This is a genomic window from Sulfurimonas sp. (assembly GCF_029027405.1).
Classification (GTDB): Bacteria; Campylobacterota; Campylobacteria; order Campylobacterales; family Sulfurimonadaceae; genus Sulfurimonas.
In genome coordinates, this window is sequence record NZ_CP093396.1 from 2122170 (window position 1) to 2148316 (window position 26147).

Consider the following 26147-nt stretch of genomic DNA (forward strand, 5'->3'; position numbering starts at 1 on the left):
CTAGTCATCTTTATTTAAAAGGGAAATACTAGTTTGCTCTAAAATACTTATAACTTTTTTCGCTTTTGAGCTTAAAAATGTATGTGCAAAAAGCAGTGGAATGGCAGCAATAAGTCCTAGCATTGTAGTTATAAGTGCTTGAGAAATTCCTCCAGCCATAAGTTTTGGGTCACTCGTTCCAAAAAGTGTAATTGATTGAAATGTCAAAATCATTCCCGTTACAGTTCCTAAAAGACCAAGTAAAGGAGTAGTCGCAGCAAAAAGTTTTAGCATAGAAAAACCACTTTGGAGAGAAGGTACTTCTTTGTAAAAGGCTTCATCTATTTTGTACTCTAAATCAACTTCATTTATATGTTTATTTTTATTGTAAACTTTAAGTATTCTTCCTAATGGATTGTTTAGTTTTATATCATTTTTATGTTTTAACTGTTTTTTTATTTTTCTAGCTACTAAACAAAGCCAAATATACTTTATAAAAGCAAAAAATAAACCTATAATTCCAAGACATATAATGATATAACCTATAATTCCACCTTGTGAAATTCTTTGTTCTAAATTTGGTTTTTGAGATATAATGTCAAGTATAATTCCTCTCGTAGGATCTATGGCTATCTCACTTATTTTTTCATTTGAATTAAAATACTTTTTTACAAGAGAAAGGTATTTTCTGTTCGGTTGAAAAGATGGTTCGACAAACAGTGAGTTTGAAGCGTTGTACTTTAAAAATGAGTTTTTGCTAATGGCATTAAAATTACCAAATCTTATGATATTTTCTACTTTTTGTGTTCCTTCTTTTGAAATTATTTTTGTTTTGTATTTTATAACTTTTCCAGATTCAATAATTTCTTGAAACATTATATACCAGAGTTTTTCAAGTTCTTTTATATCGGGCAATGCATTTTTTGAAATAAGTTCTTTTAAAAACTCTTTTCTTTGTGGAAATTGTGATGAGATCAACGAAGCTTTAATATGTACATTCATATCTGAACTCACTTGCTTAACTGTCCCAAAAAGTTCACCTAAGTCTTCACTAGCTAAGTCAAGCTCATTGCTTAGGTTTTGTAGTTTTACTTCATTGTCTTTTATACTATTTTTTAATTTTTGCGATATTTGTTTTGCTTGTTTTATTTCTTTTTTAGTTTCTAAAAGCACTTTGTTTTGTGTGTTAACATCAAGAAGAAACTTTTTTTCTCTTTTTTTATCTTGTATAGTTTGTGTTTTATACCCAGCCTTAACTTTTTCTAATAATTCTTGAAAAACTTTATCACTATTGTTCGCAAATGTATTTGTTATAAGCATAAAAATTAAAAGTAAATATTTCATTTATAAAACCTCCTTGGCACTAAACATAGGAAGATTTAAAAGATTAGGCACACCTTTTTTTGCAGCAATTTTAATCGCTTTATTTAATTTTTTAGAATAACCAGCATCTAAAATATTCCAATCTTTTGTTTCTTTGTCCCATATAGCAGATTCTTTATTGTTTTCTGTTACATAATACAAAGCAATCCTTCCAATCCTTAAAAATTTTACATTTTTGCTTAATCCTTGAGTCTCTAAAATATCATTATAAGTTTCAATTGTTCTACTGTATTGGGTTTCTATTTCATATGCTTCTATAACCGCTCTATACTTTGTTGCTATTGAAACATCAGATCTTTTCATAAGGTGCTTAAGTCTTTTGATTCTTTTTGCTCTCTCTTTTGGTAAAAAAGGTATGTCATTTTGTATCATTTCATCTAATGAAATAAGCATATTTTTTATCAGAGGTAAAATTTCTCTTTTTGTTTTATCAATTTCATCAATCTGATTTAAAATAGATTTTTTTTCACTGTTTTGTGAATTGATGATTTCATTTAATTCTATATTATAATTATTTAAAGATTTTAATTCATAATTTTGAATTTTGAATTTTGAATATAATTTTTCTTTTTTTATTACCAATAAATCAATCTTTTTTTGGGAGTTGATGGAGTGTTTATTTGCCTGCTTGGTTAATGTTATTGTTGTGTCAAGTTCTTTAGCTGTTATGTTTGTGCATAAGAGTGCCAATAAGATAAATAGTAAGTTTTTTTTCATAGTACCTCTTGATTGTAAAATACTTCACATTATAGTATACATGATAGTTATAATCAATATCATAGTTATTCTAAAAGGATTTTTTTTTATGCTAAAAGTATTTTAGATAATCTATTTTAAATCTTTACATGTAAGAATTAAAATTTTCTTACATGTAAAATGAATCTAAATTTATATAGGAAAAGTTATTAAAATCTATAATTGAAATTAAGACTAAATTCTCTAGGACTTCCAACTGTTCCCATATAACCAAGAGTAGGATCTTTAAAGCCATCTAAAAAATATTCTTCATCTGTTAAGTTTTTAGCTGTTAAATATACATCCCAATTATCTCTTTCATATCCAACTTTAAGGTTATATATAGTGCATGATTCTATTTTTTTACTATTTGCTCTATCAAAATATTTCTCACCTGTATTTTGAATCTCAAAATTGGTAAAATAACCTAAAGAACTTCTATACTTAAATGCTATATTTAAATCATATTTTGGTACCAAACTAACTTTATTATCTTTATAATTTTCACTAGTCATAAGATTTATATAATCTCCATATTTAGCGTTGGTTATACCAAAACTAGTGTTTATGCTAAATTCATCATTTAAAGTATAAATAGATTCTAACTCAAACCCTTTTATATCAACTTGTGTAGCATTTTGTTGCAAAATTGTAGTAGGGTTTATTTGTACTCTATCTTGATAATCATCTACTTTGGTATAAAATGCTGCTAAGTTTAAAGTTAAACCTATATCTCTAAAAGTTGATTTTATACCTACTTCATAAGAGTTTGCTATTTCTGGGTCAAATTCACTTAGCGTAGCATCATTTACCGCATATGAAAAACCACCTGCTTTATAGCCTTTTGCGAAACTACTATAAAGCATTATATTATCTTTTATAAAATAATCTAAAGCAAGTTTTGGTAAAAGTATCTCATTGTTTTTTTCTAAATTATTAAAAGGAGCAACACTATTTACTCCTCCAAAAGTATGTCTTCTATTATTCATCTCTCTTTTTGATTTTTCATATCTTAAACCAGCTGTTAATCCTAACTTATCATTAAAAAACCTAAGTGTATTTTGAGTAAAAATAGCAATATCTTCTGTTTTTAGATTTGCTGACATTTTATCTTCTGTATAGAGAGGCACACCATTAGCAGTTGCATAAACTTCATCAAGCTTATATCCTGTTTTATCTTTAATATCTTCATGGCTAAAATAAGCACCAACAAGCCATTTGAATGAGGTATTATTTTTAGACGATAATCTGAATTCTTGAGAAATTGAACTTAAATCTCTAGCATTGAATCCTAAATAATTCTTAGCAGGAGAAAAATCACCATCTAAAGTACTTTCATTATTCATATCCCTATATCCTGTTATAGAAATCAGATCATAATTATTTTGTTTATATTTCATTTTTAATAAAAATGTTTTTGTTTCAGAAGAACTTTCCCCGTTGTAACTAAAAGAGGATTGAAAATCTTTTAAGGAACTGAGACCTGTTGCTGCCATATATGTACTTTTATCAACAGCAGTCATAGGAAAACCTCCATCATCATCAAACTTGTTATATCCTAATATTAAGTTAATATCAATATTTTTGGTTGCTTTTAAAAGAAAATTTCCTCTTACAGATGTTGTATCTTGAGAATCTATCTTGGAATTATCATATAAGTTTTCGATATATCCATCTCTACTAGATTTTAAGGCTGAAAATCTTAAAAATAGCTTATCATCTATAATGGGAGCATTAAAAGATCCTATAATCTCTTTTTTATTATAAGAGCCATATTTTAAAGCCATAGATCCTTCTGGACTATTATTTGGTTCTTTTGTAATGATTTTTATAACTCCAGCTTCAGTATTTTTACCATAAAGTGTTCCTTGTGGTCCTTTTAAAACTTCAATCCTTAGTACATCAAATAAAGGAGAATTAAAAGCGTATAAGTCTGCATAAGAGATGTCATCTATATATAAAGCTACAGCAGGATCTCCAATACCAGTATTTGAAATACCTCTTATTGATATTCTAGTATAATAATCTCTTGAACCTTCATGCATAGTAGTCAGGTTCGGAATATAAGATGAAATATCACTAGTATTTTCAATAGAAGAATCTAAGATACTATACTCATCTAAGACACTTACGGATATGGGAACTTCTTGTATGCTTTGTTCAACTTTTTCAGCAGTAACCACTATATTTTCTAAATTAGTATTTTGTTTAGCAAATAGAGGGAAAACGATAATAGCTAATATTGCACCAATTGAGAGTAATTTTTTTTTCTTCATGATTTTATACCTTTTAAATGAAAATTTAAATATTTTTAGAGTATATTAATAATTGATAATTAAAATCAATATTAAAATAAAGATTTTAGTATTATAATTAATGAAAAGGGTATTTTGTGTATCAAGAATCTATTTTAGATAATTTAGAAAATGTTTTATATAACGATAAAAGAAGTTCTATATCTATAGGTTTAGAAAATAATTCAGGAAAAATAGATATTAATAGCGTACAAATAAACAATGATATATCTCTTTATAAAAATACAATGAATTTTTTTAAAAGTACTAGCATGAATTCATCTTCTAGTGAAAGTGGTTTATTTATTGATATTACATTGAACGGAAATGTGAATTATACGGACAATATATTAAATTCTACAATAGAGAAAAAACAAAACACAGTATTTGTAAAATACATGAATTTGAGTGAATCAACACTTGAAGCAGAAGAAAATACAAATTCAAAAAATATAGGGATAATTGTTAAAGGAAATTTCTTAGAAGAATTCTTTTTGCAAAATGTAAAAAATTACGATAATTTACAAAAAAGATACGAACAAAATATCCCTTCATTATTAAAAAAAGCAAAAACAGATGCAAAAACAACTATAAGTGCAAACGAAATATTTAATTCTCCTTTTTGTGGTAAATTAGATTATATATATCTACAAAGTAAAGTTTATGAAATTATACATAATGAATTTAAGGATATTCTTCAACCTCAATTGCAAACAAGGTCAAAAAAGATAAAGTTAAATGAAGACGACATACAAGCACTTTTAAAAGCTAAAAAACTAATATCTCAAGAAAAATATTTTTCTACACTTATCAAGTTATCAAGAAAAGTAGCACTTAACGAATTCAAATTAAAATATGGCTTTAAAGAACTTTTCAATACTTCACCAACAAGTATGATGCTAGATTACAGGATGATTGAAGCAAAAAAACTACTCGAAACAAGCGAATATAGTATAGGTGAAATATCTGCTAGCGTGGGATACAAATACGCTCAAAGCTTTACAAATGCTTTTTCTAGTAGATTTGGCATACTTCCAAAAGATTTAATGAAAAAAAGAAAGTATTATTATTGAAATAATTTTGAATAAAACTAATTTGAAGTTTTTTTTGGCATTAAATATGTAAGCATTCCCTTAAACTATACTAGTTTAAGGGAATAATTCATTGCTAAATTTTACTTATCTAATTAACTGATTAAATTCTTGTCTACTTTATAGGAAACATTCCAGAGCCACAACATCAAAATCAATCAATGTCAAATCATAAGTTTATTATTTTAACTTCTGTGCAACAAGTTTATTCACTACTTTTGGATTTGCTTTGCCCCCAGTGGTTTTTAGAACTTGCCCCACAAAGAATCCTAGAAGTTTAGTATTCCCTGCTTTAAACTTAGCAATATTTTCTGGATTTTTTGCAATTATCTCATCTATAATAGGCGAAATTTTAGAGGGGTCACTTATCTGAACAAGTCCTTTATCTTCAACTATTTGTGTTGGACTTTCTCCAGATTGTACCATCTCTTGGAGTACTTGTTTAGCAATTTTACTTGAAATAATATCATCATCAATCATTTTAACAAGTTCAGATATTTGATTTGCAGTAAATTTCAATTCATTTGCTTCTTTTAACTCTCTTGCTACTTCAGTCGCTACAATATTAGCTAAACTCACTGGACTATTCAACACAGATAAAGCTTCTTCATAGAATGAAGAAAGGTTCGCATCACGAGCTAAAATATTAGCTACTTCACTATTTAGTCCAAATTTACTACTATACTTTTCAAATAATAATTTTTGCTCATCGCTCATAGCTACTTCTTTACCATCTACTTGCACTTTTTTAGTTTGAGTCTTTACTACTTTTTCAGGTGTTTTTTTCTTTTTACCCCAAGAATTCTTTAGACCGACAATTTTATTAAATACAGGTTTTGAATCTGTATAGTCAATAGGGTCAGCATAAAAATAGCCCTGTCTTTCAAACTGGAATCTTTCATCTGGTTTATCTGAAATTACAGCAGGTTCAATAAGAGCATTTTTAATAATACTTAGAGAGTTAGGGTTTAAGTCTTCTAACCCTTCAGGTGCTTCTGATGAGTACAATCTATCATAAACTCGTACTTCTACAGTTTTAGCACGAGAAGCATCTACCCATTGAATAGCACTTTTAACTTTTATACCGCTACTGTCTGAGCCACTTTTTGAGTCAGGATAATACTCTGCTATTATCTCTACAATATTTCCATTTGCATCTTTAATCACTTCTTTACAAAATATGATAAAACCGTGTCTAAGTCTTACTGGTTGCTTAGGAGTAAGACGGAAATATCCTTTTGAAGGGTTTTCATTAAAATCATCACGCTCAATATAAATCTCACGAGAAAAAGGCAACTTTCTTGAACCCTCTTTTGGTATATCATGTGGATAGTACGGGGCATCTATCTCTTCACTACCCTTATAATTTTCGATAGTTACTTTTAGTGGGTCAAGTACACACATCACTCGTGGCACTATTGTATTTAAATTATCTCTTATACAAAATTCAAGTTGTGCAACATCAACCATTGAGTTTGCTTTTGCTATACCTATTTGATCACAAAAGTTTAAAATAGACTTTGGAGTATAACCTCTCCTTCTATATCCAGCAATCGTAGGCATACGAGGGTCATCCCATCCGTTAACCTGACCACCTTCTACTAGTTCTAAAAGCTTTCTTTTACTCATAACCGTATAGTTAATATTTAATCGTGCAAACTCATGTTGATAAGGGCGCGGCAATGCAAGTCCTAGAGTATCAAGTACCCAATTATATATATCACGGTTATTTTCAAACTCTAGTGTACAAATAGAGTGAGAAATACCTTCAATATAGTCAGATAAGCAATGAGCAAAGTCATACATTGGATAAATAGACCACTCTTTCCCTGCTCTAAAATGATGTGCGTGTCGTATGCGATATAAAAGAGGATCTCTCATTTTCATATTAGCAGCACTCATATCAATCTTTGCTCTTAATACATGTTCACCATCTTTAAACTCACCCTTTTTCATTCTCGCAAAAAGATCTAGATTTTCCTCAACACTACGCATGGCATATTTACTGCGTATTCCTGACTCTGTAATTGTTCCACGAAGGGAGCGCATCTCTTCTTCATTTGTACTATCAACATATGCCTTGCCCATTTTGATAAGTTCTGTAGCATATGCATATATCTTAGGGAAATAATCAGAAGTAAAATACACATTATTACCCCAGTCAAATCCAAGCCACTCTACAGCATTTTTTAGAGCCTCAACATATTTGGTATCTTCTTTAGTTGGATTAGTATCATCCATTCTTAAGTTGCAGTGACCATTATAGTCACTCGCAATTCCAAAATTTATACAAATTGACTTAGCATGTCCAATGTGAGGAAATCCATTAGGCTCTGGAGGAAATCTTGTAATAACCTCTTTATATTTGCCTGACCTTAAGTCTTCTTCAACGATTGTTCGTAAAAAATCTTTGTTCTCACTCATTATTATTAAACCTCTTGATTTTGAAACTATTATAAGAGTAGTATTTTATCAAATTAGAGCTTATAGTATCTTAGATTATATACATATCATAAGGTTTGTAAAATTAATTTTTAATACTCTTTACACTGTTTTTATGATAGTATATTTCAAATTAGATTAAGGAAACTTTATGCAAACAACAAACTTTAATGACTCTACTGTAAAATTAACTGGAAATCAAATTAATGTTGGGGATAAAGCACCATCTGTTATAGCAATTGGAACTGATTTAAGCAATATCTCAATCGGTGGAGCTAAAGATAAAATACAGTTGATTATTACCGTTCCATCACTCGATACTGATACATGTGCAGCTGAAACGAGAAGATTTAATGTTGATGTAAACAACTTAGATATTTGTGAAACAACTGTTGTTTCTATGGATTTGCCATTTGCCGCAGATAGATTTTGCACTACTGAAGGTATTGAAAACCTAACTGTTGCATCTGACTATATAAATAAAGAAGTAAGTAGAGCATACGGTATTTTAATGGATAACAATAAGCTAAAAGGTCTAAGTGCTAGAGCTATTTTTGTTGTAGATAGAAGTGGTAAAGTTGTATATAAAGAGATTGTTTCAGAAGTAACTGATGAGCCAAACTATGAAGCTGCATTAGAAGCTATAAAAGAAGCGAGATAGAACTAAAAATAGCATCTTAGTTCTATCTAAACTTACTTTAGATTACATCCCCATTCCTGGCATCCCCATCTGAGGAGGCATTCCACCACCCATATCAGCTGAAGCTGGATTGTTTTCTGGTATTTCAAAAATTGCGGCTTCTGTTGTAAGAAGTAATGATGAAACTGATGTTGCATTTGTAAGAGCAACACGAGCAACTTTTAGTGGGTCAATGATTCCTGCTTTGAACATATCTACATATTTACCTGTTGCAGCATTAAAACCTACATTTTTATCTTTAGCAATTTCAACTGCATTAACAACTACACCAGTATCAAAACCAGCATTTTCTGCAATCTGTTTAAGAGGCGCTTTTACAGCACGAAGAATTATCTCACAACCGATTAATTGATCACCTTCTAAATCAAGAGAAACTTTTGCTGCAGCACGAAGAAAGGCAGCTCCACCACCAATGATAATACCTTCTTCAACAGCAGCTTTTGTAGCACTAAGTGCATCATCAACTCTATCTTTTTTCTCTTTCATTTCTGTTTCAGTTGCTGCGCCAACTTTTATAACTGCTACACCACCACTAAGTTTTGCAAGACGCTCTTGGAGTTTTTCTTTATCATATTCACTTGTTGTAGCATCTAGTTGAGTTTTGATTTCAGAGATTCTTGCTTTTACTGCCTCTTCAACTCCAGCACCATCAACGATAACAGTATTGTCTTTATCTATTACCACACGAGAAGCTTGACCAAGAAGTTCAATACTTGCACCTTCAATAGTATGACCTGTTTCTTCAGAGATAACAGTTCCTGCTGTAAGAGTTGCTATATCTTGAAGCATAGCTTTTCTTCTGTCTCCAAAACCTGGAGCTTTAACAGCAGAAATATTAAGCACACCACGAAGTTTATTTACAACTAAAGTAGAAAGTGCTTCACCATCTACATCTTCAGCAATAATTAGAAGTGGGCGAGAAGTTTTTTGAACTTGCTCAAGAACTGGGAGTAAATCTTTTAAAGAAGATATTTTACTATCTGCTAGTAAAATCCAAGGATTTTCTATCTCAGCTGTCATTTTTTCTGTATTTGTAATGAAGTACGGACTTAAATAACCTCGATCAAACTGCATACCTTCAACAACATCAAGCTCATCAGAAATACCCTTAGCTTCTTCAACGGTTATAACACCATCTTGACCAACTTTTTCCATCGCTTCAGCAATCATATTACCAATATCATGATCAGAATTTGCAGAAATAGTAGCCACTTGGGCTATATCTTGCTTTCCATTTACAGCTTTGGATGCAGCTTTTAAATTTTTTAAAATTGATTCGCATGCTTTATCCATACCACGCTTAACCTCAACAGGGTTAGCACCAGCAGTAATATTTCTTAAACCTTCAGAAAAAATAGCATTTGCTAAAATGGTTGCAGTAGTTGTACCGTCACCTGCTTCATCAGCAGTATTAGATGCTACTTCTTTTACAAGTTGAGCACCCATATCTTCTAGTTTATCTTTAAGTTCAATCTCTCTTGCAACTGAAACACCATCTTTAGTTATTATAGGTGAACCGTAACTTTTTTGAATTAAAACATTACGACCTCTTGGTCCCATTGTAACTTTTACTGCATCTGTTAGTTTTGCAACACCACGAGCAAGAGCATTTCTTGCATCATCTGAAAATATTATCTCTTTTGCCATAAATTTATCCTATTATTCCAAAAATATCATCTGTATCTATTACTAAATATTTTTCATTTTTTAAAGTTACTTCATTACCTGAATACTTGCCAAATAAAACAACATCACTGTTTTTTAGCTCACTAACTTCTTTACTAACTGCTACAACTTTTGCTTGAGAAGGCTTTTCTGTAGCGCTATCTGGTATGATTATTCCAGAAACTGTTGTAGTTGCTTCTTCTACCCTTTTTACTAAAACTCTTTTTCCTAATGGTTGAAAGTTCATATATATCCTTCATCTTTTATTATTATTTGTGATAATATCTAAATATAAGTAAATGATTGATAAATAGTATTGCCATCTTAAAACAAATAAAGATTCTTTAAAGCTTTTCATGGTTATAATTCCGACCTACAAACGGATGTCACGGTAGCTCAGCTGGTTAGAGCACTGGTCTCATAAGCCGGGGGTCGGGGGTTCAAGTCCCCCTCTTGACACCATCTTTTTAAGATACTTTACTTTGTAGGTCATACTTTAGGTCATACTTTTTACAAGTAAATCTAAGTAGTAACTACACAATTACCCCATAATTTTTTAATTACCAATCATTAATTTTTTAATTACTAAGTAGTAACTACACAGTTACTAGTCGAATATTTATTAATTATCCACCAGTAACTACACAGTTACTACCTACCTCTTTAAACAACCTTATATAGGTTCATAAATAAATAATTTTTCTACATATACCAAGTAACAATATCTTTAACAATATCTTTAACACTACAGTATTAAAAAAATAAGTATAATTATGCACTTTAAACCCAACAATATATTTATCTCAATGAATTTAATAATAAAGAGCCATTAATACTACAGACACAATGATAAACTCATTTGACACACACATTTTCATATATGACACAATCTAAAATTCTATTGACACAGTCTAAAACTCTACTAACACACTTTAAAAACACTAAAAACACTAATATATACAATATTTTTCTTTTCAACCTAAATTAATTTATTTATTTAGGTTGGCAGGATAGGGAATTTGTATGACAAATTCCCAAAACCGACTATGATTTTTCTTTCTTTTTAGATACAATTAGTTGCTAATTAAACTAATTGTTAGGTGCTTATATTGACAAAAAATAAGAGAGTATTAACTAGAATTGATGATAGACTTTTGCTTAAAATCAACCGTAAACTGGCGTTAAAAAAATTTAGCAGTTACGACATAAGTAAATTAATAAGAGCATCTATCGAAAGCTTTTTTAATAAGGATTTATTTGCTTATGTGCAGAATACAAATATAATTATTAAAGTTTTAAATGAACTAAAACTTGATTTATCTGGAGTTATCTCAAACTTCAGTCAAATACAAAAACATATAAAAAAGTTTACAAGTTCTAGTGAGCTAGTCAATTCTTTAGAACTTATGCAGCAAGATGTTAAAAAGCAAATATTAAATATTAATTCTCTTGTCCTATTATTAAAACCATTTAATGATCTAAATACAAAAGACAATATAATAACTCTAAGAATTGGGTCTAATGTCTACTCCCAAATTATGTCTAAAATTGAAGAGTACTCATTTATAAATTTTGATAGAAGTAAATTCATAAGAACTTCGTTGAAATACTATTTAGATAAAAAGTATTTTGTTATATCAGATAAAAAAATAGTTTTGGCTCGTGAGCTTATGAAAAATGCTTCTCAAGTAGATGCTGTATCTAATGACATTAATCAAATAGCATTTTATTTTAATGTTGAAAAAGAAGTGGATATCAATGAGATTAAGAGTGTTTTTAACAGTTTTGATAAGTATCTAGGAGATACTTACCTTTTAGTTAATAAACTTCATCATGAGAGTTTAAAAGAGTTTTAAGAGTGCTCATAAAAATATTCCAGAGCTTCGCCAATAGTGCCTATTAGTTTTTCTAGCACTATTAAATCTTTTTTTAGAAATCTTACTTCAAATCTTAACGAATTATCAGAGAACTCAACCATAATCAATTGAACTTCATCGTATTTTATCTCAGGTGTATCGATTATCTTTACGCTCTCGGTTGTGTCTTGATTTTTAATGCATGTTTCAATATAAGTTTGAGTGAGCTTCTTGTCAAAACTCATTCCAGAGCCACTCATGTTTATCACTACTGAATTGCCTTGACAATCAGTAAATTCAATCAGATTTGACATTCTGTATCTTTTGTTTAATTCCAGTATGCTTTGTTTCCTTGGATATTATTTTATAGCCTTTAGCTTTAAGACACATATCTCTAAGTTTTTTAACTCGTTCATTGGCAGCGTATTCGCTAATCATGCCTTTTTGAGTATTTAAATTTGCTTCATATACACATTTATTTAAATCTTCTCTAAACACTGTATCGTTAGTTACAGATGTATCCCAGTGAGTTGTAGTTTCTACACAACCTGTAAGAAGTAAGCCAACAATAGTGGCGATTAAAACTATTTTTTTCATTTTGTATCCTTGTTATAATTTAGATGAGCAATTAAGCTCATCATTTTGTTTATGCTATAATTTCTCTGTTAAGACAAATTTAGCAAGGTCGCTAATTGTTTTCAATGCAATGCCTTGTACTGTCGCCAAACTCTGCAAGGCTATCATTTTTTGATAACTCATACTTTTTTACCTCCTTTATAAATTTAATTTTTTATTATTAGTCCTTCTTCTTTAGCAAGTTTTAGCCCAGCTCTTTTCAAAAAACCGCTCAAACTTTCTCCAGATGCTTCCGCAGCATCTTGTAATTCTACAGATATGCCATAGACCATTCGATCTATCTTTTTTTTTATCGGAACTGCTTTAGCAGTTTCTTTTAAGTGACTATCTTTTTTTAAGTTTTTTACTTTATCAGTTTTCAATAAATCAAATTTATCTTTTACCACATTACGCCTTTTCTATAATTTCTTGAACTAACGATTGAATCTCTTTAGATGGCTTACTAAAAAATTGTTTTTCTACAACATTTTTCCCGGTTGATAATAATCTTGTGTGCAACTTGTTATCTCTAACTACAGTATCAAATACATTGAATATAGTATTTTCTACATATTTTGTTAAGCCTCTATGTGTTGATTTATCAGCGTGATGAACACGATTAACTAAAATAAATGCTTTGGAATCTGTTCTAATCTTAAAAGTTTTTTCTATTAGATGAGAAAACTCTCTAAAACCATCTATATCATTATCACTATCTGACATGGGTATAATAATCATATCTGCAAGTAGTAGCACAACTCTGGAGAGATCACTGTCGTAACCACCTAAATCAATTACCGTAAGACCTTTATCATTTCGCAAGAATTGCTCTAGTTTTCTTTCATCCTTAATTACAACACTATTTATAGGTTCTTCTCTATTATTGTTATACTTTGTCATTTGCTGTAGCTTGTCAAAGTCTATGAATGTAGTTGTAAATTGTTTAGATAGCTCAGTAGAAACATTCATACAAATTGTACTTTTTCCACTACCCCCTTTTTGATGAGCGAAAACAATTACAAAAGGCAACTTATTTAATAACTTCTCAAGTAGTTTATTCATAGATATCCTTTAATACTTAGTTAAAATGATAGTATAATTAACTTTAAATAGATATTAAACCAATATTGTATAAATATCTAAACAATGCTATATAAATATTTATACAATATTGATTATTTATCTTTCCATATCTCTTTGTTTTAGGTTTTTTACTTGTTCTTTATGTAACTTAGAAATAGTTCGTTCTTGCTTCCAAGTAGGGTTTAATTTATTGAAATCTTTTAATAGCTGTGATGATTTATCCAATAGTTCTAATTTAGTTTCTTTATCAATCTTTGGAGTTTCCAACTGCTTATTTATCAATTTAAAATGCTCTATACCTCTATCTAGCATCTCATTTTTAATACCTGGTATAGCATCTATAATTCGTTCGCTATATCTATATTTGGCTAACTCATCATATAAACCTAATTTATACTCTAGTTTAGATTTATTATCTAAATCACTTTTATCTATTGTTTCTATATATTGTTTTACTGCATCATTAGTTTTATTAGCTTTATAAAAGAAATCATTTAAATTTTCTTCTAAACACTTCTTTTCGACCTTGTAATTTTTTGGCATCTCTTCTAATACTCTCTTAATATCTTCAATTTGGTTTACATTTCTTTTGAGTTCACTGGAGAGTGTTTTAGAAGCTTTAAATATCATGTCTTTATAATCATGTGCCTTTTGCTCATTTAGTGATTTATCAAGCGTTACGATGAGTTTGTTTATAAACTCTTTTTCTTTATTAACATATTGCACTTTTAGTTTGTCATGCTTTGTAGGACTAATCGGCTCTAGTTCCTCTTTAATTTCTGTTGGTATCTTTAAATCAGTCTCAAGCTCTTTTGCAATTTCTTTAGGTTTGATGAATACTTGTTCTTTTTTAGGTGGATATTTATGTTTATCATTTTCAACAAAATCTTCTAAAAGATATGTTTTTTTATCCAATTCATTTTCTTTATTTATATGTAATGCAGCCGACTCTAAATCATTAGCAAACATATCGATATGCTCTTCATAATAGCCATCTAAAATCTTTATATCAACCTCACCAAGATTTGAATTTTCTATAACTTCTCTAGCCGATTTGAACTCTCCATATTTTAAGTGTTCTTTTACTGATTCTATGTTTTTTTGATATTCTTCATTTAAAAAGTATTCTTCTTTAAAATCTTCTAATCCTTTATTAAACTCGTCTATATTTTTTTGAATAAGTTCTCCGGGTATATCGTTTCTTTCAGACATAAATAAAAGATACTCTATAGAAATTTCATTTACATATTCTTCTATAAACTGTTCTTTATAATCATGCACCAATGTTTCTAAAACCATATCATCTGCTTTACTCCAAACTTCTGGCGGTGGTTGTTTAGTATTGCTATACCAAATATTTTTTTTAATATTTTTCGGATTTACATTTAATGCTTTTCCAAAATCCTTTATCATTTGGCTTTTGTCACTAAAGCTATCTAATTTGTAGGCTTCAACCAGTGTATCAATATCTTTGGCATCTTTGGCATTTGAGATTACAGCAAATAGTTTATAAAAGTCATTTTTATTCTTTTTCATAGATAAATTTTCAAATTTCATATTTTCTATTTCAGTAAAAACTTCTTTGTAGTTTTGATTTTTAATAATCTCATACGCTTCATCGGAAAATGAATCTAAATTAATAGGAGCATCTGGATTATTTAACTCTTGAATATCATCAATCTCTCTATTTTTAAATAGCTCTAAGTTCTCTTTTGAACTCATGGCTATTGTAAATACTTTTTTATCTATCTTCTCAACAGGAAGGTTAGCTGTATCTATATTTCTTGACTCTAAAAAGCTTTTAGGTACTTCTTTGATTTTGTCTTCATTTATCATGTACTGCATACCAGATAAAGTTTTAGTGTCTAAAACAGCTGCTAAATACTTTTTACTTTCACTCTTGTTTGCAGCTGCTTTAATGTACTCCTTTGCTTTATCTTTGAACTCTGCTTTTGTCTTATACTGGTTCTCTAGCTTATTAATAGCTTTTAAATCTATTTCATTTATCTTTACTTGCACTTTTTTGTCATGAGAGTTCTGCATCATAGTGTCAAATATATTATTAATACCTCCTCTAGTGTTATCATTAACTGGTACTACATCAACTTTTATAGAAGTTTCCATTTTGTCTTTAAACTCAAGAGTGTTTAAATTTATTTTACGCATATCGCTTTCAAAGATAGGATATAAACCTGCATTTTTTTGTAAAAATCCGGTTAAATTATTTAACTCTTTTTCTTCATTGCTTAATTTAGTTTTTGAAGCTTTTTTAGTTTCTATTTTGTCCAGGTACTTTTTAAATGTATTGTTGTCTTCTAGTTTATGTACTTTTCTAAAATCATTAATATTTTTATGTATTTCATTATCAATTAATTTTCTTAGTTCTGAGTGTTTACCTATTTTATTCATATTTTGAGATAACTGTTCTTTAGTCTTTATCTCAATACCAAGTTCATTTTTTAGTCTACTTGATATAGTCTCTAAAAATTTACCACTATTAAAAATTGCAGTCGATACAGTCTCATAGTAAATAGTATTTTGGTTGTCATTTAAATATTTATGATAACTATCAATATTTAATATCTCTACCTCTACTTCTCTCTTCTCTAGTTCTAAAGATCGCTTCAAATCAACAGGAAGCAATTTTATATTTTCATTGTTTGTAGCTTTTTCTAAAGCATAATTAAAATTTCTGTCTATTAGTTTATTTTCTTGTAGCTCTTTAACTAAAGTTTGATAGTTTTTTTTATCAAAATACTCTTTAAACTTCTCAAACTCTTTTAGATTCTCTGGAGTATTTTTTATATGATCAACCTGATAAACTTTTGTTGAACTCTCAAATGTGTTTAAATCAAATCCTATACTCTTCATGTCTCTCGCAGACACATCTTTATTGTTCTTGACATTGTTGATAACAACATCTAGTTTTTTATCTATATTCTTAATGAAATTATTTGTAAATTCATCATTTATAGGAATAGCTTTATTGCTGCTCTTTACTTCATTTAGTACTTTTAAAAAATCTGATTTGATTGTAGTGTGGTATTCATCATCTAAAATATCTTTTTTTAGCTCTTTTATCTCTTTAACTAACTTTGATTTTGGCATCTTTGTTTCTAATGTATTAAGTCTATATAATAAACTATTTATATCTTTTTTTGAATCATCCTTTAAATAGTCATTTAAATAATACAAAGTGTCTTTTTTTATCTTACTATTAAATGTAAGTTCGCCTTTTGTAGTTTCAATATAAAGTTGAGCTTTATTTAGCTCAAGCTTCTTTTGAATAACTAGCTCTTGAGCTTCATTAGTTCTTTTATCTATTTCTTTATAAGCACCTGTTTGTTTTAAATACCACTCTATGCTGTCTCTTTTTTTTATTAAGCTCGTATAATTCTTTGTTGCCTGTTGCAAATCATACTCCAAGCCATTTAGCTTGTGGATAATAGCTCTTTTATCTGCATATAAATGACTTATATTATCACTTATGACTTTTTTATCTTTTTTTAAAAGTTTTATATTTTCTTTTTGTTTTATTAAAATTTCTAAATCTTTGTCTATACTTTTGATAGTTTTAAGTAATCCATCGATGTTTTCATTTTCAAACTTTTTCATGTTTGATTGAAACCAACTTAAATCATTATGTTGCAGATATTTGAGTTGGCTATTAATGCCTAAAATTTTATTAAAATTTATAAAATTCTCGTAGTTTAATCCTCTTGAACGAAGTTCACTAGCAAATGTGTCTTTTACCTTATTTATGTCATCTTTTTTTATATCTAATCTCTTATCTTCCATAGCATTGTGTACTCTGACGATAGCATGTACATGTGTATGTTCTCTATCTCTATGTAAAACAAATATATAGTTATAGCCATCTTTTGCAAATTGTTTAGATAAAGTTTGTCGTGCTGCATCTAAAATTTCTTTATCATGAGTACCTGGTGCTTCTTTAGTTGAGAGTAAAATATGTTCAAAATCTTTACCATTTTTTCTATTTGTAAAAGTTTCTTTCCATTCGTTATATAAAATTAATCTGTCTTGTTTTGATTCAAGTTTTCTACCATCATCACACTCTAAAACCAAATTTTTATCTAAAAAATCTGGTCTATTTTGTTCCATCTGTTCTATTTTATCAGGTGCTGCTTCTTCATTAAGTTCGTCTACATCACGAGCTAAATAATCAAGAGCTTTCATCGTTGAGTAGCCTACATTTCTATTTGTTTTACCAGTTGCTTTATCTATATTTTTTATTATTTTAAATACAACTGGTGTAGGTACTCCATCATAATATGCAATTTGATTGCTGTTAGGTGATTTAAAATGCATGACTTTACTTCTAATGGCTTTAGCCTTTTTACCGGCTCTGTCATACTCTTCATATTCCTGTGCTAGATTCATAGACATATTTATTTATCTTCATTACGGGGAACAAGTTTTTTTAATTTTCTATCTTCAAAATATAAATATGGTTTTGCTTTAATTGGATGTTTGTAATAGTTCTTAACAAGTATATAAATTTGACCATCATTCATATTTAAGATATCTTGCTTTGATATTAGAGCTTGTCCTGAAAGTTGAGTAGATAAACTTTTGTTTGTGTGTCCATTAGCTCCAGCTGACCTACTTTCACTTCTGGTTTCTCTTGTAAAATCACCAATATACTTACTTGTCATTTCAGCTGTTTCTACATTTGTTTGAGGGAAAATAACTTTATATGCAGTAGAAGTGTTAATTTTACTAATATATGCTTTGCCATATAGTAACTCTATCTGACCATAATCTTGTGCTATTAAAAATGATATTATTTTATAGCTACGACCGAGTTCCGGCAAATCCACTAAATAAGGAATTTTACCAAATCTTGGGAACTCATCAAACATACCTAAAATATCTAAGTCACTTTTTTTAGGCTCTTTTGATAATAATTTTCTTAAATTGAAGTCAATAAAAATCCTATTGACAGTTGCTAATCTTTCCAAATCTTTTTCAGCTATCGTAATATAAAGAGTTGATGATTCTTGTCTAAAATCCTCAATAATTAAATCATTTGTTCTAAAACATTCTCTTACTGTTGTAGTAGCAAATATATTAAGTGGTGATTTACATGATGAAATTACACCAGAGAGTTCTTTATCAACTTTCCTTAAAAGTGAAATAGCTTCTTCTCTTATTCTTAAAGGTAAGGCTTCATCTTTTATCATGTCTTCTCTAATAAAATACATCATAGCTTCTGTTTCATCTTCAAATTGATACTCTTCACCATATAACTTACTAAAATCAGATATTATCAACTCTCTAACATCTGGTATTGAAGTAAATCCATTTTTAAAAGTTAAATATAAGACAAACATTATAAATAAACTTCTACCTTCTTCCATCCAATGATCATGGTGTTCTTTTTGTTGATAAATTAAATATCCAATTTGGTCTATAATCTCTTCTTTTTCATGCCATTGTAAATGTTGAAAAATTGATTTATCAAATGGATTAAATTTCATCGTTTCTAAAGATGCAGGATTGAATTTATAAATTTTAGATCCAAACTTTTTTTTTCTATATTCGTTTGTTTTATCGTAAAGCTCTCCTTTTACATCAAGCACAAAAGCAGAACCCTCATGAGTCAGTAAATTTGGTATAGCAATACCGGCTGTTTTACCTTCCCCTGGAGGAGCCAATACCAAAACAGCTAATTTTTCATTATATCTCAATAGTTTATTTCCAAATTTACCTAAAACAACACCTGATTTTTCAAGCAATTTCATTTTTTTTATTTGTGCCGCAGTTGCAAAACTTGCACTGCCATGTTCGCCTTTTACACCTTTTTTTGGTAAAAAGACTAAAAAAGGAAATACAAAAGCAACAATAGTAGACAGTTTAAATATTGGTTGTGCCGTTTTATTTACTATACTCTCAAGAGCTTCAACATGCTGCCAAAGGTGCAACTTAAGTGGATCTATTTGAAATATAAAATGTATGCTATACAAGTATAATATAGGTGTAAAAGTAAATAATAAAAATAAAAATAAATAAAATCTATGTAAAAATTTCATAGTTGGTTCTCCTTTAATAATTCTTTCATGGGCATGATTTCTACTATTTGATGGTGATACATTTGAATAATATGATCAACACCACTTCGCATAAGGTTATGCATCGCTTTTAGTGAAATTGGATTCTTTGTATGTCCTAAATTTGACTCCAGTGCAGTGATTGCATCTACTGGTGTATTTGCATGTAATGTTGCTATCATTCCTTTATGACCTGTATTACCTAGTCTTAAGAATGTTGATGTGTTGTTAGTGTCAAGTTCTCCAACTAATAGAACAGTTGGTCTTATTCTCGTTGAAATATCTGTAGCTTCTTTGTATGTAGTTTGTGAAATATTTGAACCACTTTTTGAAATTAGAAGTTGTGTTTTATTTCTATGTGGTATGTTTAATTCTGGAGAATCTTCTATAGTGACAACTCTATAATTTATATTGATAAATTCTATTAAAGCATTAAACAGTGATGTTTTACCGCTATTAGTTCCACCAGATATTAGAACATTTTCTTCTTTGTCCATAATAGCTTTTATTTTTGCCTCAAAACTATCATTTTTATTATAAGTTGGATTACCTGCTTCTTTATATGAGTCTGGTATTTCAGATTTTAAAAAACTCTCAAGATGAAACTTTGTAGGTTTTTGAATACGAATGTTTATAGTGTTACAGTCATGAATTGAGCGAAGTATAGATTTATGAATTACATTTACACGATTATATGTTCCTGGTATTGCTGTACTTAAATTTATAGTCTTTTCATCAAACTTTTGATTTGACCAAGTAGCTAACTGTTTTGGGAAGTTTTCCAAAAAAGCTTGAGTTATTACTTTGCTATTTATGTATTCCCATGTTTCATTACCTAAATCAAGTTTAGCTATACCAGGTTCATCTAAGATAATCTCATTTATATCAGTCCTTTTTAGTATAGGACTGATATCGCTTAACAAGTTCTTTAATATTTGTGAAGATTTATGAGGCATATTAGCTACCTATTAACTCTTAAAATCTCTTTAGTACTTTGATGAAAAATAGAGCTATCAGGTCTTAAAAAATCTGTTATAAGATTATATTTATCTATTTTTTCATAGTAATTCCATTTTCTACAATCTTTGTGAGTGTATGATTTTGTAAAATAACATTCTTTTAGTGGATACTCATCATCACAACCTATTCCAAGATTTTTTTTGTATATTTTGGTTGAACTAATTACATCGCCTCCTGAGCAACTAGAATATGTAACACGCAAATCCTCAAAAAAAGTGCCAATAAATAAAGTTGTAGTAATATTAATAACATCGTCATTATAAGTTGGATACAAGCCACCACCAAAATCTATAACCTTACTGTCATCACCATAAAATATATAATCATCATTAACTTTATCAAGTCTTTTATATCCTAATTGTTCTACAAACTCTAAGTTTTGTACACTCTTGACATAAGGTTGAGGAGCTAATGCTACATCATCACTACCATCATCACTTATGTAAACATCTGTATTTTCAAACTGATTATCAGTAAAAAAGAGTTTTACATGTTTTGTTCCAGTTAATTTTATATCATCATTCTCCCATCTAATTAGCTCTTGTTTATGAGGAAAATTGAAAGGTTGCTTTAAACACTGTGTAAGATATTTTTTATTATCTGTATCTGGGTCTTTAAACCATTTTCTACTTTTTGGATAAGACTGATGATTATTAAAATCATGTTCATACCCACAAAATTCTTCATACAGTTCTAATGCTCCATCTGTTGAAGGTTGACATTTAGTAATATATTTAACTATATTATTTACATCTCTATAAGCTACTCTTTTTTCAAATACTACCTTATCATCTCCAATTTGTTTAGGAGTGCATGTGTCATCAGTGATATAATGTCTAAAATCTACACTTGAGTCTTTACATTCTCCGGCAAAAACTTTTTTATTTTCAAACATATAATAAAATTTTTCTTGCTGAACACTTATCTTATTTGTAAAATCATCTCTAATCTGACAATCTTCATAAGTAGAGATAAGTTCATTAGTATTTTTTTCATAAGCACAAGGCTTTATCTCTTTTATAGACCCTTCTACATTGGCAACAGTTCTGTAACCAAATTGTACCTTTTTAGTTTTGTAATTAATAAGTGGAGAACATTCTTTATTTATCTCAATAAAAGTAGACACATCAAATGTTATATCACTATCTACACAACTACCGATGAGTATATCTTTTGTATTAAATATATAAAATAGCTGTTCCTGTTGTACTTGCTTAAGCAAGTCTTTTCTAAAAACTATGTCACAACCAACAGTTTTTGATTGAAGTTTTACAGGAGTTTTATAATCAACTGTGCAATCTTTAACCAAAAATTCTCCACCATCTTTAAAAGCAACTTTTCTTGAAGATACAAATACTTCTTTAGTTTTATAATCTATAATAGGATTACACTTTTTAGTTGTAATTTCTATGGGTACTGCATCACCCTTATTTATACAAGTATCTCCTACAAGCGTTCTAAATTGAATAGTATTACCATCAATGATATTGTCACAACCAACAGTCTTTTCTTTTTTAGATGCTGGAGGATTTGCTGTTCTAGGTTTATCATCTTTGCGGTATGGAGATGAAGATGGTTGTCTAGTACCTGAACTTGTAGCTAATGTACCTGCTACACCATTTGTCGGAGAATAATCACTTTGGTACTCATCTCTTTTATTTTTACTATCATCATCTTTATTCTTAGAATTTGAACTATCTACTTTATCCTTTTTATTAGAATTTGATTTATTACTATTTGGCATCTTTGAAACAGTGTTTAAATCATTATTTAAACTTTTAATATCTCCCTGAGCCTTAAAAATAGAGTTAGCTTCTATATTTGTAGAAGTTACTAAAATTGAATTAAGTGGTTTTTTAATTCTAATTGTAGCTTTACCTTTTTGTATTTCTGTCCATAAAATATCAATTTTATTTTTTCCACTTAATAATTTTGTGGGTTTATAAACTCCTTTTATTTCGTAAGTACCTTTAAAATTTTTATCAAATAAAATTTTTGCTGTTACTTTACCATTCTTATTTTTAATAAACATACTATCTATCGACTCAACTTTTATTACATCTTTAGCATTTAAAGATATAAACAAACTTAGTAATATTATTACTGTTTTTATAATTACTTTCATCTATTTTTTCCTTTTTTATAAGATTGAATTTTATTTACCAATCGAACATCTACTTTGTTATTCTCAGCTTGAGAAAACCAAATATCATCTATAGGTACTATATAAATACGAGTACCGGCAGGTATTTCAAGCGTTGGCTCAACTTTTTGCTCCTTTATAATTTGATTTGTGATAGAAGAAATGTCATTTTTATAATCTCTAATAATGTCATTTCTGGCATCGGTTGTTGTTGCCGAGCCAATAGTAGTTGTTTTTATTCCATCTGTCGCAAGATAACCTACAGCATTTGATACAGTTGATAAAGTAATAGCTAAACCAAACCTCATGAACCAACGATTATCTAGTTCACCTATTGCACCACTTCTGCCCATAACATCTGCACTTGATGCAAAAAGATTTATATTTACACCTTGAGGGGTTCTTATTTTGGTCCAGGTAATAGCTAATCTTTCATCACCAATTTTTTTAAGTGGGATATATCTACCATATGCTTTACTTCCTTTTGGTATTAAAATATTTCTCCCATGGGAAGCATATATATTATCTTCTATCATTGCCATGACAGGACCATCTAAAGTTGAGTTTACTGTAGGAAGAAGTATCGCACTTATCATTGTATTTAGCTCTATAGTTCTTTCTAAATTAATATATAAAGAGGCAAGATTTTTATTTTTACTATAATCAGATGCTCTTAGATAAGGGTCTTCTTCATCTTTTTCATCTACCTTGAGATTATTATGTAAAACATCATTTTTTTGAGTAACGATTTGTATCTTATTTTTAAAACTTGCTATCATCAATTTTGCAAGTATTTCTTTTCTTTTTTTTTCAGCTTCGGTCTCTTCATCTCTTTTAAGAAAGATTGAATAATCTATATTTGGCTCCAGTACTATTTGTTTAGGTTTCGTAGCTTGTTTAGGTTTATAATATTTTTTTGGTGTAGGTTCAAGCTGAACAATAGGTTTTTGACGAGGGAAATAATCAGCTGGTAGACTCAGGTTAAAGTCCATAAATTTAATTGCTGCATCTTCATCACTTGAATTAAAATATTTAGGAACAAGTATTATTCCTAAAGTAACTACTGTTAAAATTGCACCAAAGATTGTAAAATATTTATTTTCTTTAGTCATCTTCAAGCCTAATGCAGTTATGCTTTTCGCCTAATCGAAGAGTAAATTTTTTGTTTAGAGATTTCACAACAATAAAATCATCAATGATTTCAAAAATTGCAGGATTATCATAGCCATCAATTACTTTGTAGATTGCAGGAAATTTTTTAAATCCATCGCTTATATCAAATTTGAAATATGTAAATTCTTTATCTCTAAATATTGTTTCCGGTTTAAGCTCTTTAGCACCAGAAATACTTTTTAAATCAAATTCAGTTTCTGTCATATCCACATATATTTTTTTAAGAGAAAAATTTGCTTTAAACTCTCCAGTCTTTTCAATTGTAATATATGAACCATCTAGTTCTAGTTGCCATTTTTTTGACAACTTATGAATTTTAATAATATTTTCAAACATTGTGAAATTCATATTTACTTTGTCATGCAAAGTATCAACTGTAAAAAACTTAGGAATATTAAACTCTTTATCAAATTTGAAATATGTGTATTCTTTGTCATTAAATATTGATTGAAGTTGAAAATCTTTTTTAAATTTATAATCAAATTGAATTTTTGTTATATTAAAATTTTTTAGATTTTTTGTCTTTTTCTCTTTTATAAGATTTAATTTTTGTTTATACTTTTTTATCTCCTTGCGGAGTTTTGATATCTTTTGATCTTTCACATCAAAATCATCTAAATAATTTGCAGTTGGTATCTTTCCATTTTTAGTTATATATACTGTGCTGTTTGGAATTTTGGCACTATCAGTGCCAATAGAATAAAGATAAAAATTATATACTCTTCCACTTTGACCAAAAATTGTTAATGTTGTATCTGTACCAATATATCCAGCTGTGATAGTAAAAGTATTATTTATGTTGTATTTGAAGTCTATACCTTTTGAAAACTCAATTTTAAAGGCTGCTGGATTACCATTTTTTTTACTTACAGGTATTTCACCCTTTGGTAATATTACCGTTGTTTGTCCTAAAATTCTTGTTCTAATTTTCATTAGATTTTTTGGACTATATTTATATGAAATTATTGCATCGTTGGTTGGCTTAGTTAAATATACTTTTTGTAAGCTATCTAAATCTATAATATTTCCGATGGAGCTTTGCATTATTTCAGAACTTATATCTTCAACTTTTGTAGTTTTTTCAGATATAAAATCTTCAAAGGCAAAAATATTTATTGATATTACTATGATTAAAAAGATTTTTTTCATTTTTTATGTCCTTGATTTAAAGTAGTGATTGCGTAGCCAATAATATTGGTACCCAATGGATTTAAAGTTAAGTTTTCAGTGCTAATTTTTTGATTTATAAAGTTGTATCTAACAGTCACTTTAAACCATCTCTTTAGTGGAACTGTTCCATCTGCATACTCGTCGATAAGGCTATACTCTGCTATAGCTATGTACTCATTTGCTTGTGGTTCAAAAAGAACATCAGAAATAGATTTGATTTTGCATTTTCTTTTAAAACCTTCTAGTTTCCACAATCCTTTATTAGCTTGATAACTATTTAAAAAAGTCTTATAAATGCTATCGTTGCTTTTTAATCTAACTATCTGCGTATATCTTCTTACTTCATCTATCTGGTTAATATTTTCTCGTGCAATTATGTAGCCTTCAATTTCATTATGAAGTAAAGCCTTGTTGCTCAAAATTGTTGCATTGGCTTTTTTTACTACAACATAATTTTCTTGAGAAGATTTAAACTCTACAAAAAAAACTTCTTTTTCTTTTAGTGGAAACAGTGTCGCTATTGAAATAGCCTCAATTATTACAACAAGTACAAGAGCAAATATTACTTTCATTAAAATGACTGGTAGCTCTTGTAATGCCTTCTGTGATTCTAAGCCTTCTGATTTTTCTTTCATTTTTATGCCCTTTTTACATATGTGACATTGTTTATTGCACAAGGCGATTCTTCAAGCTGTATAGCTTTGGAAGCACATCCACTAAAGACAAC

The 26147-nt window shown here is 28.9% G+C and carries 20 protein-coding genes and 1 tRNA gene; 4 read left to right on the forward strand and 17 right to left on the reverse strand.

Annotated elements, in window-relative coordinates:
• From MOV42_RS10275 to MOV42_RS10285, 3 genes are all read right to left on the reverse strand, one after another.
• Positions 1-1323: a MotA/TolQ/ExbB proton channel family protein gene (locus MOV42_RS10275; protein WP_324171089.1), complete on the reverse strand. Its 1323-nt coding sequence runs from the start codon at positions 1321-1323 to the stop codon at positions 1-3.
• A complete protein-coding gene (locus MOV42_RS10280) occupies positions 1324-2079 on the reverse strand; it encodes a DUF3450 domain-containing protein (RefSeq protein ID WP_324171090.1) in 756 nt (251 codons plus the stop codon).
• A 188-nt stretch (positions 2080-2267) separates the two neighbouring features.
• Positions 2268-4373, reverse strand: coding sequence for a TonB-dependent receptor (locus MOV42_RS10285; RefSeq protein WP_324171091.1), 2106 nt, complete (start codon positions 4371-4373; stop codon positions 2268-2270).
• A 116-nt stretch (positions 4374-4489) separates the two neighbouring features.
• Between MOV42_RS10285 and MOV42_RS10290 the strand changes: the two genes are divergently transcribed.
• On the forward strand, positions 4490-5464 hold the full coding sequence (locus tag MOV42_RS10290) for an AraC family transcriptional regulator (protein WP_324171092.1): 975 nt from the start codon (positions 4490-4492) through the stop codon (positions 5462-5464).
• A 198-nt stretch (positions 5465-5662) separates the two neighbouring features.
• On the opposite strand, the gene MOV42_RS10295 is transcribed toward MOV42_RS10290, so the two are convergent.
• A complete protein-coding gene (locus tag MOV42_RS10295; protein ID WP_324171093.1) occupies positions 5663-7906 on the reverse strand; it encodes a glutamine--tRNA ligase/YqeY domain fusion protein in 2244 nt (747 codons plus the stop codon).
• A gap of 169 nt (positions 7907-8075) precedes the next feature.
• Here MOV42_RS10295 and tpx point away from each other — a divergent pair, with 169 nt between their 5' ends.
• The gene (gene tpx / locus MOV42_RS10300; protein WP_324171094.1) at positions 8076-8585 is read left to right on the forward strand and encodes a thiol peroxidase; all 510 of its coding nucleotides are present in this window, start codon (positions 8076-8078) and stop codon (positions 8583-8585) included.
• A 42-nt stretch (positions 8586-8627) separates the two neighbouring features.
• Here tpx and groL read toward each other — a convergent pair whose 3' ends face one another.
• Together groL and groES are read right to left on the reverse strand one after the other, a co-directional pair.
• Positions 8628-10271 carry a chaperonin GroEL gene (gene groL / locus MOV42_RS10305; protein WP_324171095.1) on the reverse strand — a complete coding sequence of 548 codons (1644 nt, stop codon included), beginning with the start codon at positions 10269-10271 and terminating at the stop codon, positions 8628-8630.
• Between the two features lie 4 nt (positions 10272-10275).
• On the reverse strand, positions 10276-10536 hold the full coding sequence (gene groES / locus MOV42_RS10310) for a co-chaperone GroES (protein WP_324171096.1): 261 nt from the start codon (positions 10534-10536) through the stop codon (positions 10276-10278).
• A 138-nt stretch (positions 10537-10674) separates the two neighbouring features.
• On the opposite strand from groES, the gene MOV42_RS10315 reads away from it, so the two are divergent.
• Both MOV42_RS10315 and MOV42_RS10320 read left to right on the forward strand, forming a co-directional pair.
• Positions 10675-10751: transfer RNA gene (locus tag MOV42_RS10315), tRNA-Met, on the forward strand.
• 647 nt (positions 10752-11398) lie between these two features.
• Complete coding sequence (locus MOV42_RS10320; protein WP_324171097.1) at positions 11399-12145, forward strand: hypothetical protein; 747 nt, start codon at positions 11399-11401, stop codon at positions 12143-12145.
• Here the strand turns inward: MOV42_RS10320 and MOV42_RS10325 are convergent.
• The 11 genes from MOV42_RS10325 to MOV42_RS10375 all read right to left on the reverse strand — a co-directional run bounded on the left by MOV42_RS10325 (position 12142) and on the right by MOV42_RS10375 (position 26055).
• Entirely contained in the window at positions 12142-12459 is a 318-nt protein-coding gene (locus MOV42_RS10325) for a hypothetical protein (protein ID WP_324171098.1), read from the reverse strand. The two genes, MOV42_RS10320 and MOV42_RS10325, sit on opposite strands and share 4 nt — an antisense overlap.
• Complete coding sequence (locus tag MOV42_RS10330; protein WP_324171099.1) at positions 12443-12742, reverse strand: hypothetical protein; 300 nt, start codon at positions 12740-12742, stop codon at positions 12443-12445. The genes MOV42_RS10325 and MOV42_RS10330 overlap by 17 nt, the downstream gene beginning before the upstream one ends.
• A 185-nt stretch (positions 12743-12927) precedes the next feature.
• Complete coding sequence (locus MOV42_RS10335; protein ID WP_324171100.1) at positions 12928-13167, reverse strand: hypothetical protein; 240 nt, start codon at positions 13165-13167, stop codon at positions 12928-12930.
• Position 13168: 1 nt separating this feature from the next.
• Positions 13169-13822, reverse strand: a complete 654-nt coding sequence (locus MOV42_RS10340; protein WP_324171101.1) for a ParA family protein — start codon at positions 13820-13822, stop codon at positions 13169-13171.
• Positions 13823-13939: 117 nt separating this feature from the next.
• A complete protein-coding gene (locus MOV42_RS10345) occupies positions 13940-18244 on the reverse strand; it encodes a relaxase/mobilization nuclease domain-containing protein (RefSeq protein WP_324171102.1) in 4305 nt (1434 codons plus the stop codon).
• A gap of 8 nt (positions 18245-18252) precedes the next feature.
• Positions 18253-19896, reverse strand: a complete 1644-nt coding sequence (locus MOV42_RS10350; RefSeq protein WP_324171103.1) for a type IV secretory system conjugative DNA transfer family protein — start codon at positions 19894-19896, stop codon at positions 18253-18255.
• The gene (locus tag MOV42_RS10355) at positions 19893-20870 is read right to left on the reverse strand and encodes an ATPase, T2SS/T4P/T4SS family (RefSeq protein WP_324171104.1); all 978 of its coding nucleotides are present in this window, start codon (positions 20868-20870) and stop codon (positions 19893-19895) included. Before MOV42_RS10355 ends, MOV42_RS10350 begins: the two co-directional genes overlap by 4 nt.
• Positions 20871-20875: 5 nt before the next feature.
• Positions 20876-23059, reverse strand: a complete 2184-nt coding sequence (locus MOV42_RS10360; RefSeq protein WP_324171105.1) for a hypothetical protein — start codon at positions 23057-23059, stop codon at positions 20876-20878.
• The gene (locus MOV42_RS10365; RefSeq protein WP_324171106.1) at positions 23056-24189 is read right to left on the reverse strand and encodes a TrbI/VirB10 family protein; all 1134 of its coding nucleotides are present in this window, start codon (positions 24187-24189) and stop codon (positions 23056-23058) included. Before MOV42_RS10365 ends, MOV42_RS10360 begins: the two co-directional genes overlap by 4 nt.
• The gene (locus MOV42_RS10370) at positions 24182-25399 is read right to left on the reverse strand and encodes a TrbG/VirB9 family P-type conjugative transfer protein (protein ID WP_324171107.1); all 1218 of its coding nucleotides are present in this window, start codon (positions 25397-25399) and stop codon (positions 24182-24184) included. Before MOV42_RS10370 ends, MOV42_RS10365 begins: the two co-directional genes overlap by 8 nt.
• A complete protein-coding gene (locus tag MOV42_RS10375) occupies positions 25396-26055 on the reverse strand; it encodes a VirB8/TrbF family protein (RefSeq protein ID WP_324171108.1) in 660 nt (219 codons plus the stop codon). Before MOV42_RS10375 ends, MOV42_RS10370 begins: the two co-directional genes overlap by 4 nt.
• Positions 26056-26147: the final 92 nt, after the last annotated feature.